Origin of the sequence: Pseudochrobactrum sp. AO18b (assembly GCF_000409565.1) — a bacterium.
Classification (GTDB): Bacteria; Pseudomonadota; Alphaproteobacteria; order Rhizobiales; family Rhizobiaceae; genus Pseudochrobactrum; species Pseudochrobactrum saccharolyticum.
The window spans coordinates 1-15,416 of record NZ_ANNO01000338.1 but is presented as its reverse complement, the minus strand read 5'-3'; the positions used below and the strand labels follow the sequence as shown (position 1 = coordinate 15,416).

The 15,416-nt window shown below is 51.3% G+C and carries 15 protein-coding genes; 6 read left to right on the top strand and 9 right to left on the bottom strand.

Annotated features, from left to right (window positions below; translation table 11 throughout):
• Positions 1-34 precede the first annotated feature (34 nt).
• Positions 35-2,071, bottom strand: coding sequence for an NADH:flavin oxidoreductase (locus A918_RS0113365; RefSeq protein WP_022711555.1), 2,037 nt, complete (start codon positions 2,069-2,071; stop codon positions 35-37).
• 152 nt (positions 2,072-2,223) lie between these two features.
• Here A918_RS0113365 and A918_RS0113360 point away from each other — a divergent pair, with 152 nt between their 5' ends.
• The 6 genes from A918_RS0113360 (at position 2,224) to A918_RS0113335 (ending at position 8,902) form a co-directional block, all read left to right on the top strand.
• Entirely contained in the window at positions 2,224-2,862 is a 639-nt protein-coding gene (locus A918_RS0113360) for a TetR/AcrR family transcriptional regulator (protein ID WP_022711554.1), read from the top strand.
• Positions 2,863-2,972: 110 nt separating this feature from the next.
• Positions 2,973-3,575, top strand: coding sequence for a YigZ family protein (locus A918_RS0113355; protein WP_022711553.1), 603 nt, complete (start codon positions 2,973-2,975; stop codon positions 3,573-3,575).
• A gap of 425 nt (positions 3,576-4,000) precedes the next feature.
• Positions 4,001-5,263: a plasmid partitioning protein RepA gene (gene repA, locus A918_RS0113350; protein WP_033316125.1), complete on the top strand. Its 1,263-nt coding sequence runs from the start codon at positions 4,001-4,003 to the stop codon at positions 5,261-5,263.
• On the top strand, positions 5,260-6,345 hold the full coding sequence (gene repB, locus A918_RS0113345) for a plasmid partitioning protein RepB (RefSeq protein WP_022711551.1): 1,086 nt from the start codon (positions 5,260-5,262) through the stop codon (positions 6,343-6,345). Before repA ends, repB begins: the two co-directional genes overlap by 4 nt.
• Positions 6,346-6,675: 330 nt before the next feature.
• Entirely contained in the window at positions 6,676-7,914 is a 1,239-nt protein-coding gene (repC, locus tag A918_RS0113340) for a plasmid replication protein RepC (protein ID WP_022711550.1), read from the top strand.
• 229 nt (positions 7,915-8,143) lie between these two features.
• On the top strand, positions 8,144-8,902 hold the full coding sequence (locus A918_RS0113335; protein ID WP_022711549.1) for an SURF1 family protein: 759 nt from the start codon (positions 8,144-8,146) through the stop codon (positions 8,900-8,902).
• A 76-nt stretch (positions 8,903-8,978) separates the two neighbouring features.
• Here A918_RS0113335 and A918_RS0113330 read toward each other — a convergent pair whose 3' ends face one another.
• The 8 genes from A918_RS0113330 to A918_RS20465 all read right to left on the bottom strand — a co-directional run.
• The gene (locus A918_RS0113330; RefSeq protein ID WP_022711548.1) at positions 8,979-9,809 is read right to left on the bottom strand and encodes an ABC transporter substrate-binding protein; all 831 of its coding nucleotides are present in this window, start codon (positions 9,807-9,809) and stop codon (positions 8,979-8,981) included.
• A gap of 23 nt (positions 9,810-9,832) precedes the next feature.
• Positions 9,833-10,486, bottom strand: a complete 654-nt coding sequence (locus tag A918_RS0113325) for an amino acid ABC transporter permease (protein ID WP_022711547.1) — start codon at positions 10,484-10,486, stop codon at positions 9,833-9,835.
• Positions 10,483-11,124, bottom strand: a complete 642-nt coding sequence (locus A918_RS0113320) for an amino acid ABC transporter permease (RefSeq protein WP_022711546.1) — start codon at positions 11,122-11,124, stop codon at positions 10,483-10,485. Before A918_RS0113320 ends, A918_RS0113325 begins: the two co-directional genes overlap by 4 nt.
• Positions 11,124-11,894 (bottom strand): amino acid ABC transporter ATP-binding protein, encoded by a 771-nt coding sequence (locus A918_RS0113315; RefSeq protein WP_022711545.1) that lies wholly within the window; start codon positions 11,892-11,894, stop codon positions 11,124-11,126. The genes A918_RS0113320 and A918_RS0113315 overlap by 1 nt, the downstream gene beginning before the upstream one ends.
• Before the next feature lie 300 nt (positions 11,895-12,194).
• The gene (locus A918_RS21180; RefSeq protein WP_245257330.1) at positions 12,195-12,965 is read right to left on the bottom strand and encodes a LysR substrate-binding domain-containing protein; all 771 of its coding nucleotides are present in this window, start codon (positions 12,963-12,965) and stop codon (positions 12,195-12,197) included.
• 177 nt (positions 12,966-13,142) lie between these two features.
• Positions 13,143-14,348, bottom strand: coding sequence for an FAD-binding oxidoreductase (locus A918_RS0113300; RefSeq protein ID WP_022711543.1), 1,206 nt, complete (start codon positions 14,346-14,348; stop codon positions 13,143-13,145).
• Entirely contained in the window at positions 14,345-15,160 is an 816-nt protein-coding gene (locus A918_RS0113295; RefSeq protein WP_028233794.1) for an NAD(P)-dependent oxidoreductase, read from the bottom strand. Before A918_RS0113295 ends, A918_RS0113300 begins: the two co-directional genes overlap by 4 nt.
• On the bottom strand, positions 15,161-15,416 hold a 256-nt coding region (locus A918_RS20465; protein ID WP_022711541.1), incomplete at its 5' end, for an aminotransferase class I/II-fold pyridoxal phosphate-dependent enzyme.

Here is a 15,416-nt window from a genome sequence, read left to right as displayed (position 1 = left end):
GGGGGGGGGGGGGAGGGGGTAATTTTTTTAAGGGCTAGATATCTTTCATCAGGCGCAGCGCATCATAAATCGCTGCATGGGTATTCCGCGCAGCTACAGCATCGCCGATACGATAAAGCTGATAGCGGCCGCTCTCGTTTTTATTAACCTGCTGTGCCTGCCCGGCGATCAGATTATCATAATTGACCGCACCGAAATTTCTGGACTGCAGCTTGAGTTCAAAATACAGATCATCCAGCGGTCTTGTGCCATGATTAATCACGATCTGATCGTGATCCTGTTGCTTGTCTACACCGCCATAATCACTACCGATATGCGCCGTGAGGCTGTTACCGTTTCGGGTGACTTTATCAAGACGATAGGTCACAGTGAAAGTTACCCCGTCTTTCTGCAGGCTGCGCATATAGGGCACAAGGTTCATCGCCATGATTTCCGGCGCGAAACTGCGGTCAGGTGTCATGACTTCAACTTTTGCCCCTGCTTTTGCCAGCACTTCAGCCGCCTGCAAAGCCGCATGGTCACCCGCATCGTCAAAAATCAGCACATTGCTACCCGCTTTGACATCACCGGAGAGAATATCCCATGCGGAAACAACAAGATCATTGCCCTCGGGAAGTATTTCAACATGTGGCATACCACCAGTGGCAATAATCACGGTATCAGGGTTTTCAGCATCAATTTCCGCCTGCTCTGCCCATGTATTGAAACGGAATTGCACGCCAAAGCGTTCGCATTGTGCCATACGCCAGTCGATAATGCTGATCATCTCACGACGGCGCGGTGATTGTGCGGTGAGACGGATTTGCCCGCCTGCCTTGTCCGCGGCTTCAAAAACCACAACATCATGGCCGCGTTCACCGGCAACACGGGCGGCTTCCATACCGGCTGGCCCTGCACCGACAATCACAACCTTCTTTTTCACCGGCGCTTTGCTGATCGTGTGCGGCATGGTCAGTTCACGCCCTGTCGCCGGATTATGAATGCAATAGGCGGCACCGCCCTGATAAATCCGGTCGAGGCAATAATTTGCACCGACACATGGGCGGATATCTTCTTCTCTTCCCTCAATAATTTTACGCACAATATGCGGATCTGTCATATGCGCGCGGGTCATTCCCACCATATCAAGCTTGCCGGAGGCAATGGCATGGCGGGCTGTTGCCACATCCGGTATCTTCGCCGCATGGAAAGTCGGAAAATTCGTAGCCGCGCGAATTTCACCGGCAAAATCCAGATGTGGTGAATTAGCCATGCCCTGAATAGGAATAAGGTCTGTCATTGCCGGATCAGTATCAATATGGCCGCGCACCACATTCAGAAAGTCAATCATACCACTGTCTTTAAGACGGCGGGAAATTTCGATCCCCTCCTCCTTATCATGGCCGCCTTCCATCATTTCATCTCCGGTATAACGGATACCGACAATAAATTCCGGCCCCACCCGTTTGCGGATTTCTGCCAGCACATCAAAGGTAAAGCGCAGACGATTATCCAGCGAACCGCCATAGGCATTGTCGAGATCATTGGTCACCGGTGACCAGAATTGCTGGATCAGATGGCCATAGGCCTGCAACTCTATCCCGTCGAGACCGGCCGCCTGCATACGCTCTGCCGCATCGCCAAAATCCTTGATAATCCGCTCAATGTCCCAGTCTTCGAGACGTTTCGGAAAAGCGCGGTGCGCCCCTTCCCGCTCGTGAGACGAGGTGACAGCTGGCAACCAGTCGCCTTTGTCCCAGCGGGTACGGCGGCCGAGATGGGTGAGCTGGATCATCACCGCTGCACCATGTTCATGACATTCGTCTGCCAGCGCTTTCATCCACGGCACCACCTCGTCCTTATAGGCGAGCACATTATTGAAAACCGGCGGACTATCGCGCGAGACCGTTGCCGAACCGGCAGTCATGGTCAGCGCCACACCAGCCTTAGCGCGCTCCACATGATAAGCACGATAGGCATCTTTCGGCATGCCGTCTTCCGGATAAGCAGGCTCGTGGGATGTTGTGATAATACGGTTGCGAAGCCGCAGATGTTTAAGCTGATAAGACTGTAAGAGCGGATCATTATTCATTGCATTCCCCTTTTTTGGGAAGCCTAATTAAAATGTACAATACTGTCAATTTTATATACAGCAGTGTACATTTTATCGCAGTCAGGTTAAGATGCACCCCTTTAGTGAACTTAAACATCTGAATTATAATAATAATTTTAAAAGGATTATATATGTCCGCGATTGATAATGACGGTGAGAGCGGCTGGCGTGGCTCAAAGGAACTCTGGCTGGATGCCGCCTATCAGGTATTATTGGAAAGCGGTATCGACAATGTCCGGATTCTGACACTGGCCAAAATGCTGAAATTATCACGCACCAGTTTCTACTGGTTCTTTAAAGATCGTGATGCATTGCTTGATGCGCTGTTACAGCTTTGGCAGGAAAAAAATACCACTGCCCTCCTCCGGCAGGCCGGTACAGATGCACAAAGCCTGAGCGAAGCCACCCTCAATTTGTTTGACTGCTGGCTTGATCGCGCTGTCTTCGACAGCAGCTTCGAACATGCTGTGCGCAGTTGGGGTGTACAGTCTCCTGCGGTTGCGCAGGCTTTAAATGAGGCTGACGCTACCCGTCTTGAAGCTATACGATCTATGTTTATCCGCCACGGTTGTGAGCCTCTGCTGGCAGATGTCCGCTCAAGAGCACTCTATCTGACCCAGATCGGCTATATCAGCCTCAATACAAATGAGGATGTGACAACACGAATGCAGCGTGTACCGTCTTATGTGGCAATATTTTCCGGCACCCTGCCCTCTGCCCGCGAGCTTGAGCAATTTCATCAGCGTCATTCCTACCGGCATCATTCGTGATACATTTGGTGCTGCGGACATTATCTGCTATCAGAACACTCACAATATTCATGCGCTTTAAAACAATGAATATTGTCCAGACAGCATTCATCCGCAGAAATTGAGACGCCATGTTTACGCTAGCAAAACGAGAAGTTTTTGAGCAGGAAATCAAACGAAGCCGTTTTCTTGCCATTGCACTTCCCGTCGCTGATGAAGAAGCTGCCAAAAATTTTATCGCCCGTGAATCCTATAGTGATGCCAATCATAATTGTTGGGCGTGGCGTATGGGGCAAAATTATCGCTTCAATGATGATGGTGAGCCAAGCGGCACAGCGGGCAAACCGATCCTGCAAGCCATTGACGGATTGGAACTCGACAATGTTGTGGTGCTTGTCACCCGATGGTTTGGCGGAATATTGCTAGGCAGCGGCGGCCTGATCCGTGCTTATGGCGGCACTGCAGCCTTATGCCTACGCGCTTCGGAACTGGTTGAGCTTATCCCGACCCAGACAAGTTTTATCCGTGCACATTTTTCTGAACTCGCTTTGATAAAAGCGCGCCTTGCCGGGGTCGAACATCTGACAATCGCATCGGAAGATTTTCATAATACCGGAGCGGATTTGCGGCTGGAAATTCCGTCACATCAAAAAGACGCTGTACTGCGTATGCTCACAGATATAACGGCAGGCAGAATTCAGATTGCGGACAAGGCAGAAGATCTGAGTTTCTGAAAACGGCAAGCAGTGTTGACAGCTGTCAACCGGATCACGATCAGACACAGATTGATGAGCCTTACAAGCTCACAGCAAAGCATCTCCGAACAGAGAGCACACCACCTACGCAGCATAACCGGTATCAGTTTTTGACAGCAAGAATGCGTTGCAGAGCAGTTAATATCCGTTAACTATAAATAATTTGACTTTCCTTGCAGGATTTTACACTCTTCTAACGAAAAATTACAAAATCTTGCCGGTTTACCGTTACTCGCCACTGCATCTGTTATTTGCGTTTTCCAGTGTTGATTTAAGCACTTGCGTTAACAGATTAGTAATTTTGTCCGAATCGTAGCATGATGGACGAAGAAAAGCAGTGGTTTACGACTATACGCGGCCAATGCGCATAAAGGTTGGATAAATTGACGACGAATTGGGCAGATATTGTTGCTGATGCACAGCAGCATTTAGCAACTACAAACAAGGCTGCAAATGCACCTTTGGCGGCAGACCGTGCAATCGCTGCGGATGCCAAGCTTTTATCTGCGCAATTACAAGCCATGCGCGAACGTCTGTTTGCACCGGCGTCGAACAAGATCCTGCGCAAATTCAGCAGCAGTGAAGCAGCCAAGCTTATTGGCGTTTCCGACAGCTATCTGCGTCAACTGTCCATTGCCGGTGAAGGCCCGCAACCAGAAACCGGCTCCGGCGGTCGCCGTCTCTATACGCTGGAAGATATTAATGCGCTGCGTCATTTGCTGACCGAGCAAAATGCGAATAAAAACCGCAACTATCTGCCATGGCGCGATGAAGAACGCGGTGAGCATCTGCAGGTTATTGCCGTCACCAATTTCAAAGGCGGCTCTGGCAAAACCACAACCACTACCCATCTGGCGCAGCATCTGGCTTTGTCCGGCCTGCGCGTTTTGGCAGTTGATCTCGATCCGCAGGCATCTATGTCGGCCTTGTTCGGTTATCAGCCGGAACTTGATCTGAGCGGCAATGATACGCTCTATGGTGCTATCCGTTACGATGAAGCACAGCGCCCTTTGCGAGATATTATCCGTAAAACCTATTTTGACGGGCTCGATCTTGTCCCCGGCAATCTGGAACTGCAGGAATTTGAACATACCACGCCGCGTGTTCTCGCCGAGCGCCGCGGTCCTGCCGCTGATATGTTCTTCACCCGTGTTCAGGCTGCTTTGCAATCAGTCGCAGATGATTATGACGTGGTTGTTCTGGACTGCCCGCCGCAACTCGGCTTCCTGACCTTGTCAGCTTTGTGCGCAGCAACATCAGTGATTGTTACCGTGCATCCGCAAATGCTTGATGTAGCATCCATGAGCCAGTTTCTGTTCATGACATCCGACCTGCTTTCAGTCGTACGTGAAGCTGGCGGATCGCTGAATTTCGACTTCCTGCGCTATCTGATTACGCGTTATGAACCAAATGACGGCCCGCAAGCACAAATTGCAGGTTTCCTGCGCGCCCAGTTCGGCGATCGTGTACTCACAGCACCCATGGTTAAATCAACCGCTGTTTCCGATGCCGGCCTGACCAAGCAGACACTTTATGAAGTTGGCCGCGAGAATTTCAGTCGTGTCACTTATGACAGGGCGATGGAGTCGTTGACAGCTGTCAACGGCGAGATTGAAGCACTGATCCATTCCGCCTGGAACCGTCCGGCGAGGGGAGGTAAGGCATGAACAGCTCAAGCCGCAAAAATCAGTTAAAGGCTTTGTTCGGCGCGCCCTTACCGGCAGCATCAGAGCCACAAGCTCCAGAGGTTTCAGTCTCACCATCACAAGCTGAGGCTCCGGCATCAGTACCGGAGAAAACACCCGATCAGCTGATCCGTCCTTCAGCCAGCCGTTCCGGCGCCGTCAAGGCTATGGGGCTGTCCTTGGCCGATATGTCCCGAGAGCTGGAAAGTGCCAAACAACTCTCTGAAAGCCTCGCCAAAGGCGATCAGGTGGTTGAACTTGATGCTTCGCTGATTGACGGTTCCTTCGTTGAAGATCGTCTGACCCGTCAGGAAACCGATGATCCGGAATTTCTGGCTCTGGTGCAAAGCCTGCATCAGCATGGCCAGCAGGTGCCTATTCTGGTACGCCCGCATCCCGATCAGGCGGGACGTTTTCAGGCCGCCTATGGTCACCGTCGTATGCGTGCTGCTGCACGGCTTGGATTACCGGTAAAAGCGCTTATCAAGCCGCTGACCGATGCAGAGCTCGTTCTTGCGCAGGGTAAAGAAAACAGCGAACGCCGTGATCTTTCTTTCATTGAGCGTGCTTTATTTGCTCAGGCTTTGATTGAGCGTGGTTTTGAACGCTCCACTGTTCAGGATGCTCTGTCGCTGCATAAGGCAGAAATGACACGGTTCCTGCAAGTGGCAGCAGCAATACCTGAACAGATTATCCGTGCGATTGGGCCAGCACCAAAAGTCGGAAGACCACGCTGGATGCAATTAGCAGATATTCTGCGTGATAAGCTGCAGCTCAAACAGGCTCAGCGTATTATCACTGACAGCGACTTCAAAGATGCGGAAACGGATCTACGTTTTCAGCATCTGCTCCAGAAGCTCACCGCAACAGAGAAGCCGGAAATAAATAAACCTGCAGAACAGAAGCTGCATACACGCAATGGCGAAAGCCTTGGCCTGTTACGGTTACAGCAGGGCAGGGCGCAGTTTGATCTGCAACGCCACGATGCGGAAGGTTTTGCGGAATATCTCGCCGGTGAGATGGCTGAGCTTTATGAACAATTTCAGCAGAAGAAAAACGGATGAATCTATCCCCGTCTTCTCTCTGCGCGTTAGTAATGCGTATCAGGCGTTACAAATAATTTCAGAAATAACAAACTGAAATTATCAACAGCATAAATGAAGGAACCACACGGTTTATGGAGTGAGAAGGGCGCTACCAGATCAAAAGCCCCGAAAACGACAGGACCAGTTTTAACAGATAGGAAAAAACGGCAAGAAAAAAGGCCCCCTGAACGTTACCGAACCGGAAGCCCTCTTTCGATGTAGCAATTAGAGAGAATCACTTTCGCGATCAAAAGTCAAGAGTCGGCAATGTTCCGGCAGTGTTTTTGCTTGCCTCAAATGAGGTAACAAATGACTGAGCATTTTGCGACGTCCCCGTTTGGCGGACGAATGATGAATGCTGCGCATTTTCTGAGTTACGAAAAACTTCGTCAACAACAGAAAGAAGTGCGTCAGAAACAGAGTGAAACTGAACAGGATCATCACAGCATTGATCGCTGGAAGCTGTTGCGTGCTTTAACTGAAGCCCGTGAAGCCTATCAGCTGTCTTCGCGCACCATTGCCGTGCTCGAGGCTCTGCTGAGTTTTTTTCCCGATAGAATACTCGACAGCCGCGTTGCTCTGATCGTCTTTCCGTCTAATCACGAGCTTTCCATGCGCCTGCGCGGAATGTCAGCCCCGACAATCCGTCGGCATATTGCCATTCTCGTTGAACTTGGTTTCATTTTGCGCCGTGACAGCCCCAATGGTAAGCGTTTTGTGCGCCGCGACAGCAATGGTGAAATTGCCATGGCCTTTGGCTTTGATCTGTCGCCGCTGGCATTTAAAGCTTCAGAGATAGAAACCCATGCAAGTGACTTGCGTGAACAGGCACGTATCCGTCAGCAATTGCGTTTCAACATTACAATTCATCTCCGCGATATTTCCAAAACCATTCTGGCCGCCCTCAATGAGGGGAGGGAAGGGGACTGGAATGCTCTTTATGATCAGTTACAGGCACTTTCCGGCCGCGTTGAGCGCAATGGCACGCTGGAAAATCTGGGTAAACGCGAACAGGCTTTGAGCATTTTGCGCAAAAACGTGGAAAATCTTTATCTTTCAAAGGTTTCAGAACAAAAAACGAGCGGCAATGTATGCGAAAATGAGCACCACATTCAGAATTCAAACATAGAATCTTTTGATAACAAACAGGTACAAAATCGCGAAAACATTAAGCCAGAGCCAATATCAAAAAATTTGCGGCATAACTCTAAAGTGCAAACTCATACATCAACACCTGATCTTCAGGAAATTTTACAACATTGTCCGCAGATCAGCCATTACGCACAGCATGGTATTCATCAGTGGCGTGATTTAATCCTTACAGCAGGGCATATTCGTCCGATGCTCGGGATTACCGCTTCTGCATGGCAAAAGGCTTGTGAAATTATGGGAGAGATCAATGCAGCAATTACCCTTGCGGCAATCCTAGAACGCTCGGATAAGATCAGATCTGCTGGCGGATATTTGCGAAAATTAACCCAGAAGGCAGAACACGGCCAATATTGCGTAAAACCCGCACTGCGCGCCCTATCCAATACGAGGCACTAAGCGTCTATTTTCCGACTGAATCCTTTGTTTGTCGCATTATCACAGCCTGTCAAAGTTGATTTATCATGCTTGGGAAATGCTCTGAAGAAAGGTCATTCTACCGACATAGTCGCTTTTTATGACAACAACGCGTTCAAACAATTGTGCGTAATGTAAATTCTGATTTGCCTGACTACGGATAAGGCATAGACACGATGTGCAGCATCTAAGGCAAAAAGAGATTAAGTTCATGGCAGAAATTCAGCCCCATTCATCCGCTTCAAAACGCAATAAAATTGTGCTGATTTCTCTGATTGCGGGTCTGCTAATCACTGGACTAAGTGCTCTTGGTCTCTGGCAGGTCAAACGACTGAGCTGGAAACATGACCTGATCGCCCGCGTCGAGCAAAATATCAATGCAAGCCCTGTTTCCGCACCTGATATCAATGCCTGGCAGAATGCTGACAAGAAAGCTTATGAATATCGTGCTGTGACGCTTTCAGGCCATTACCTCAATGATAAGGAAATTGCCGTCGGTGCACTCACAGAGCGGGGTTCAGGCTATTGGATTCTAACGCCTTTTCTGCGCGATAACGGCGAGACGGTCTTTATCAATCGCGGCTATGTTGCAAGTGCCAAGCGCAATCCTGAGAACCGCACAAACGGTCAGATTGAAGGCGAAACAACAGTCACCGGCCTGCTACGCCTGACAGAGCCGAAAGGCTTTTTTCTGCGCCAGAATGAGCCGGAAAAAAATATCTGGTATGCCCGCGATATTGAGGCTTTTGCCAAATATGCCGATGTGAAGAATGTGCCGGATTACTTCATTGATGCGAATGGCGCCCAAAACCGTGCTGACCGGCCGGAAGGCGGGCTGACCGTAGTAAAATTTGCAGATAATCATCTGGTTTATGCACTGACGTGGTTTTCACTGGCATTGATGGTGTTCGGCATGGCCGTGTTCCTGATCCGGTATGAAGGCAAACCGAAATCGGAAGATGATGATTAAATTATATAATAATATCAACTAGTTAAACAAATTTCCCCTGCCTTCAGGAAAGCAGGGGAGCCATCAATAAAACCTGTTACTTAATCAGGCGGGCTTCACCGACATCAGCAGCGCTCTCTGACAGGCCGTATTCTTTGAGAATTTCGACCATACGACCGGATTTATGCAGCTCTTTGACCACATCATCGGCGGCAGCGAGCAGATCCGGATTGTTTTTGGAAAGCGGCAGACCGGCCTGTGCCGGATAGACAGAGCTTTGTACGCGCTCGTCTTTTTCTGAAACTTTAATCTGAACATCTTTCAGCGCACCGCCTTGCTGCGCGGCAGTACCAACGGCAACGCCGTCAATTGCGATCTCGATACGTCCGGCTTCCAGATCCTGATAAAGCGCAACATAGTTGTTATAGAGGCTGAGTTTATCGCCGAGAATGGCTTTCAGCTCATTGACCCAGAGATAGCCCTGTACGGTACCGACATTACGGCCTTCAAGCTGGGCAACAGTAGTCACGCCTTCTTTGGAATAAAGCCCCATCTGATCGAGATAGAGCGGAGCGGAAAGATTGACCACTTTCTGCCGCTCATCGGTGCGGTAATAATTGCCGATGGCAATATCTGCACGACCGGAAACAACAAACGGAATGGCTGTTGCATATTCAACCGGTGCGATTTTGATTTTCAGGCATTCTTTGGCAGCGATTTCCTTGACGATTTCACCATCCACACCGCTGAGATCGCTTTCGCCTTTAGGAATGGAGAAAGGCGGGAAAGTCGGTGCTGCAATCGTCAGATAACCGGCTTCAACAGTGGTGATTTTATGCTGCGGCGTGCAATCCTGTGCAAAAGCAGCGCCTGCCAGAAAAGTGCTGCTAAGACCGGCAGCTAGTGTGAGTGCAAAAAACTTCTTCATGATTTCCCCTTTTTGTTGCTTATTTAATGCTGCGCACGGGCTTCGATGACGCCGACAATCAGCGTCGCCGGAATGCAAATGAGCAGATAGAGAAGACCAGCCAGTATCAGGGCTGGCAGATATTGGAATGTATTGGTTCCAATTTCATAGGTGCGGGCTGTCAGCTCCGGCAGCGCAATGGCAAAACACAGTGATGTGGTCTGAAAAATCAGGATCGCAAAGCCGAGCAGAGCCGGAATAGCGATACGCAGACCTTGCGGCACAACGATAAAGCGCATCATATCCAGCGGTGTCAGACCGATCGCCTGTGCTGCCTCACGCTGCCCAGCGGGGACAGATTGCAGACCGGCACGGATGATCTCACTGGTATAAGCACCGGTTGTCCAGCTCAGAGCCACAATACTGGCCGACCAGGAGGTCAGTGTCAGACCGGCAGAAGGCAGGCCGAAATAGGCAAATTGCAGCAGAACCAGAGACGGCGCACCACGCCCTACTTCAACAAGTGTCAGTGCAGCCCAGCGGGTTGGTTTTGCCTTGGACATTACACCGAGCGACAGAAAAAACCCCAGCGGAATGCCGATCAGCAGGCTCATCCCGGTGACAATCAGGCTGATACGCAGGCCGCTGAGCATTTGCGGTAGCCAGTTGTGAAATTGTTCCGCCAAAACCGAGATCATCGGGACACCTTCTTTCGCATACGCGCATCAATCTCGCGTGACATCCATGCAACCGGCAGGCTGAGGGCGATATAGAGCAGGGCGACAAAGCTGAAGACTTCAAGCCCGCGATAGGTCGCCATAGAGGACTGATTGGCATAGAAGGTCATTTCAGAAACGCCGATTGTCGAGGCAATCGCAGAATCTTTCAAAAGACCGATGGCATAGGTTGCCATTGCCGGCAGGGCGACGCGGATAAGCTGCGGCATGATCACATCAATCCACATCCGCACCGGATGCATACCCAGAGCGGCAGCGCCTTCCCATTGACCACGATGAATGGAGAGAAGCGCGCCGCGATAAATCTCCGCCATATAGGCCGAAGCAATCAGACCGAGACCCGCCGCAGCAGCGGGGAAGGGGGCAACACGGAAATAACCGCTGCCAAGCCCAAAAAAGATCACAAACAGCCAGACAATCGGCGGAATACTGCGCACAAAGGTAATCAGCGCCATGGCTGAGTAGCGCAGCCAGTTATGACGGGAAATACGCGCCAGCATCAGCGGTACGCCAAGAACAAGCCCGATCATCAGCGCCGCAGCCGTTAAAGCGATTGTCGCAGGCAAGCCTCTGATAATATTAAAGATAATGTCCTGCATCAGCGATCTCTCACGGCATGCAGAAACCGGCGTGCGCGTTCAGTCTGCGGATCACGCATAACGTCTTTGCTGATACCGGATTCAATGATGTTGCCGTCTGCCATAATCATCACATGGTCGGAAACGCTCTCGGCAAAATGCATTTCATGGGTGACGACAATCATCGTCATACCGTCTTGCGCCAGTTCACGCATGACCGCGAGAACCTCAAGACCAAGCTCCGGATCAAGCGCCGAGGTCGGCTCATCAAACAGCATGATCTTCGGGTTCAGTGCCAGTGCGCGGGCAATCGCGATACGCTGCTGCTGGCCGCCGGAACAGCGATGCGGATATTCGGCGGCTTTGGAGTCCAGTCCCACGCGTTTGAGCAGCTCAATGGAGCGCTCATCGGCTTCCTGCTGTGAGCGGCCGAGCACGCGTTTTTGCGCGAGCGACACATTTTCCAGCACATTCATATGCGGAAACAGGTTGAAAGACTGAAACACCATGCCTGCCGAACGGCGCAGATCGAGGATTTGCTTCTGAGACGGATGTTTCTCGGCGACAAGCTCCATATCGCCCAGTGTGATACGGCCTTTATCCGGTATTTCCAGATAATTTAGACAGCGCAGCAATGTGCTTTTACCCGAGCCACTGGGGCCGATAATCGCCAATACGCCGCCCGGATTAACGCTTAAACTCACACGATTGAGTACTGTGAGAGCGCCGAAGCTCTTTTCCAGCGCTTCCACGCGCACCAGTGGCTTAATGTTATTTTGTGTCTGCTGCATTGCCTTTTCCGTCACCGCCGCCGGACAAAATCTGAGCGGCGCTGAAATATGTTTCCCCGCAGGACGGCGGCGTGCTGGCAAAGCTGTTTTTATTTTGCAATTGTTTACACCGTCCCGTGCTGAGAGCAGTGTGCCGCGTCGGACGCGCGTACCAAATCAAGAAAAGTGGCTAAACGACAAGATTTTCTTGATGATATATTCAGGTGGAAATTCTGCTCAAAACGGGCGTGTTTCAGCACGCAGCCGCTTGCGAAAAGAGCAGGCTGACAGGCGCAGACACAAGATAATTTGAGGGCTTACTTATATATCGTAAGGCATATCGCTGATGGTCATTTCACGGCGCAGCATGGCTGACCAGTCTTCGCCTTTAATCCAGTCACAAAAAGCCGCAATGGGTTTCACCCGCCGGTAGCCGCGCGGTACAACCAGATAAAAGCCCGGAATATCTTCTTCTTTCATGGTGCTCAGGGCATCAATGCCGAGCGGTGCAATCAACCGCCCCTGACGCAGATCATCCATCGCATCAATAGCCGAAACCAGCCCCATACCCATCCCTGCCAGAGTGGCGCGGCGCATGGTGGCGGCATCCTGAAACTGCACATCGCCTTTGGCTTCAATATCCTGCAAATCCAGATGGCGCAGTACTTTTTGCCATAGATTGGTGGCCAGAACCGGATGCAGCAACGTCATACTCAGCAGATCTTCCGGTTTCCGCACCCGATGTGCGAGCGCCGGTGCACAGCAGATAATTTTCGGGTCACGCACCAGCAATGTCTGGTCGAATTCTGTCCACTCGCCGAAGCCCCATTGCACGGAAACGTCGATATCATCGCGGGAAAAATCAGGGATTTCTACCATGGTAGTAAGCTGCAAGACCACGCCGGGCATTGTGGTGCGGAATTGCTCAAGGCGATCCATCAGATAGCGGGTGGCAAAATAGGGACTGGCATTGACATTGATGCGGTTGCGGTGACCGGTCTTGGTAACACGACGCACACCTTCGGCAAATTCATCAAAACCGGCCTGCACAAAATGCGCGAGCAGAATGGCTTGTTCTGTCGGGTCAACCATGGCCGCCGGCCGCTTTGCGGAAGCTGCGATAGCGCATCACCGCATGAAAGACGCGTAAAGCATTGAGCGGGGGGAGGCGTGGCACCCTGTCATTCATGGTCTGTGACCATGTTTATAACGACCTGATTAATGTGCATTACCTGCCTCCGCTCGCCCTTATGCTTGCTAGGGTCTATATCATATCACAGCCTTTTCAAGGAAAGGCTTATTGGCAATCACGCGCTCATAGCCAACTTCGGAGAGGTCGAGAGTACGGAACGCATTATAGGTGATCAGCTCGGATACAGCGCGTCCTGTTGCGGGGCCTTGCTGCAGGCCATGACCGGAAAAGCCATTGGCATAGATGAAGTTTTCCACCTCGGGATGACGGCCGACAATCAGATTATGATCCAGCACGTTGAAGTCATAATGCCCCGCCCATTGGTTGACGACTTTGATCGCCTCAAAGGCTGGTGAGCGCTCTGCAAGAGCAGGCCAGATGATCTCTTCAAATTCTTCATAACGCGGGGTGAAATCATCCCAATCGACCGCAGGGTCTTCTACCGGCGGACAACCGGTCAGGAAGAAACGGCCTTCAGGGCGGCAGAAAACACCGCTCGGATCAATCATCAGCGGCAGACGACCGCCGTTGACCGTGGCGCTGCCTTCCGGTGTCTGAGCGCAGTCATAGACAAACAATGTGCGTTTGCGCGGTTCAATCGGCACGTCCAGCCCTGCCATACGTGCGGTCAATGCCGCACTGACACCGGACGCATTGACGATGGTACCTGCCGAGATGCTCTGACCGGATTTCAGCTCCACACCGGTGACACGATTGCCATCGCGCTGAATGGCCACCACCTCATCGGTGATATAATCGGCGCCGAGCTCACGGGCTTTGTTTTTAAAGCCATACATCAGGCCGGTATTGTTGAACCAGCCTTCACCGGAACGGCCATAGGAGGCCAGCAGAATATCGTCCGTATTGAGATGCGGGAATGCGCGGCTCAGCTCCTCACGATCCCACAGCACCACATCGGCACCGCAGGCGATCTGCACTTTGTGATTTTCGCGCAAAGTCTGCACCTGATCCGGCGTATTGGCGAGGAACAGATAACCGCCTTCGTGGAATTGCAGATCAGGCTTGTCACCGGCAACCTGCATTACCTCCGCAAAATTGCGGATAAATTCTGTGCCGAAACGGCTGATTTCCACATTAATCGGGTTGGAAAACTGATTGCGGATCGAAGATGATGACAGCGATGTAGCTGCGCGTACATAGGTTGGATCGCGTTCCACAACGAGGATTGAACCGTCAAAGTCAGGGTTCTGCGACAGGAAATAGGCAACCGAAGAGCCGATGACCGCGCCGCCAATAATCACAACATCATAATGCTGTTTCATGATTTTGCCTCATCATCAGGATGGCCGATATCGACGAACCAGCCACCGAGATAACGGGTGGCAGGGGCATAAGGGTCAGAGCGTTTGGTGCGGCTTTCGACAGCTGCACGATAGCTTTCCGTATTATCCTGCGGCTGATAACCGAGATGTCCCGCCTTGCTGTTGTCGACCGGTGATACGCGGTTATCCGACATACCGAAACTGACGGTAAAGCCAACACGCGGGGCGGTGAGGGCGGCTGAAACGAGACGCACGCAATCATCAAAGGACAGCCACGACCACAGCATTCGGCGGTCTGCCGGTTCAGGGAAGGATGAGAAAATGCGCAAGGCGACTGTCTCAATGCCGAATTTATCCCAATAGAGCCGCCCTAAGTCTTCGACAAAACATTTGGACAGACCATAGAAACTGTCAGGCCGATGCGGGGCATCCGCATCAATATTGGTTTCCAGCTCATGATAGCCGATGGCATGGACGGAGGAGGCATAGATCACACGCTTCACACCATTTTTTCGGGCGGCTTCATAAATATTATAGCTGCCCTGAATATTCGAGCGCAGAATACGTTCCCAAGACACTTCCAGTGGTTCACCGCCGAAATGCAGGATTACATCTACACCTTCCGCCAGTTTCATGATCGCATCGGCATCATCAAGATCGCAGATGACTACTTCTTCATTCGGCTGCAGATCATTGATCGCAACGCGGTCTGTGAGGCGCAATTTGCGCGCCAGCGGTGCTAATCCGCGGCGCAATTCTGTGCCGAGCCTTCCGGCAGCACCGGTGATAAGAATTGTATCAAAATCCATGATTTATGCCTTTGATGCCGGTTTCAGACGTGCAACAGCACCGGCAATGCGTCTGATAGCTTCACTCAGCACCTCATCTGAGGTTGCTGTGGAGATGCGGAAATAAGGTGACATACCGTAAGCGGCGCCCGGTACAGCTGCGACATGGCCTTCATTGAGCAGGTAATTTGCCACCGCCGTATCATCACTCAATACTGAACCGTCCGGGCACTGCTTGCCGATCAGACCGGCACAATTGATAAAGGCATAGAACGCGCCT

Excerpts from the sequence above, each read along its gene's own strand:
- A918_RS0113365 (WP_022711555.1), bottom strand. The coding sequence starts at position 2,071 with ATGAATAATGATCCGCTCTTACAGTCTTATCAGCTTAAACATCTGCGG.
- A918_RS0113360 (WP_022711554.1), top strand. The coding sequence starts at position 2,224 with ATGTCCGCGATTGATAATGACGGTGAGAGCGGCTGGCGTGGCTCAAAG.
- A918_RS0113355 (WP_022711553.1), top strand. The coding sequence starts at position 2,973 with ATGTTTACGCTAGCAAAACGAGAAGTTTTTGAGCAGGAAATCAAACGA.
- repB (WP_022711551.1), top strand. The coding sequence starts at position 5,260 with ATGAACAGCTCAAGCCGCAAAAATCAGTTAAAGGCTTTGTTCGGCGCG.
- repC (WP_022711550.1), top strand. The coding sequence starts at position 6,676 with ATGACTGAGCATTTTGCGACGTCCCCGTTTGGCGGACGAATGATGAAT.
- A918_RS0113335 (WP_022711549.1), top strand. The coding sequence starts at position 8,144 with ATGGCAGAAATTCAGCCCCATTCATCCGCTTCAAAACGCAATAAAATT.
- A918_RS0113330 (WP_022711548.1), bottom strand. The coding sequence starts at position 9,809 with ATGAAGAAGTTTTTTGCACTCACACTAGCTGCCGGTCTTAGCAGCACT.
- A918_RS0113325 (WP_022711547.1), bottom strand. The coding sequence starts at position 10,486 with ATGATCTCGGTTTTGGCGGAACAATTTCACAACTGGCTACCGCAAATG.
- A918_RS0113320 (WP_022711546.1), bottom strand. The coding sequence starts at position 11,124 with ATGCAGGACATTATCTTTAATATTATCAGAGGCTTGCCTGCGACAATC.
- A918_RS0113315 (WP_022711545.1), bottom strand. The coding sequence starts at position 11,894 with ATGCAGCAGACACAAAATAACATTAAGCCACTGGTGCGCGTGGAAGCG.
- A918_RS21180 (WP_245257330.1), bottom strand. The coding sequence starts at position 12,965 with ATGGTTGACCCGACAGAACAAGCCATTCTGCTCGCGCATTTTGTGCAG.
- A918_RS0113300 (WP_022711543.1), bottom strand. The coding sequence starts at position 14,348 with ATGAAACAGCATTATGATGTTGTGATTATTGGCGGCGCGGTCATCGGC.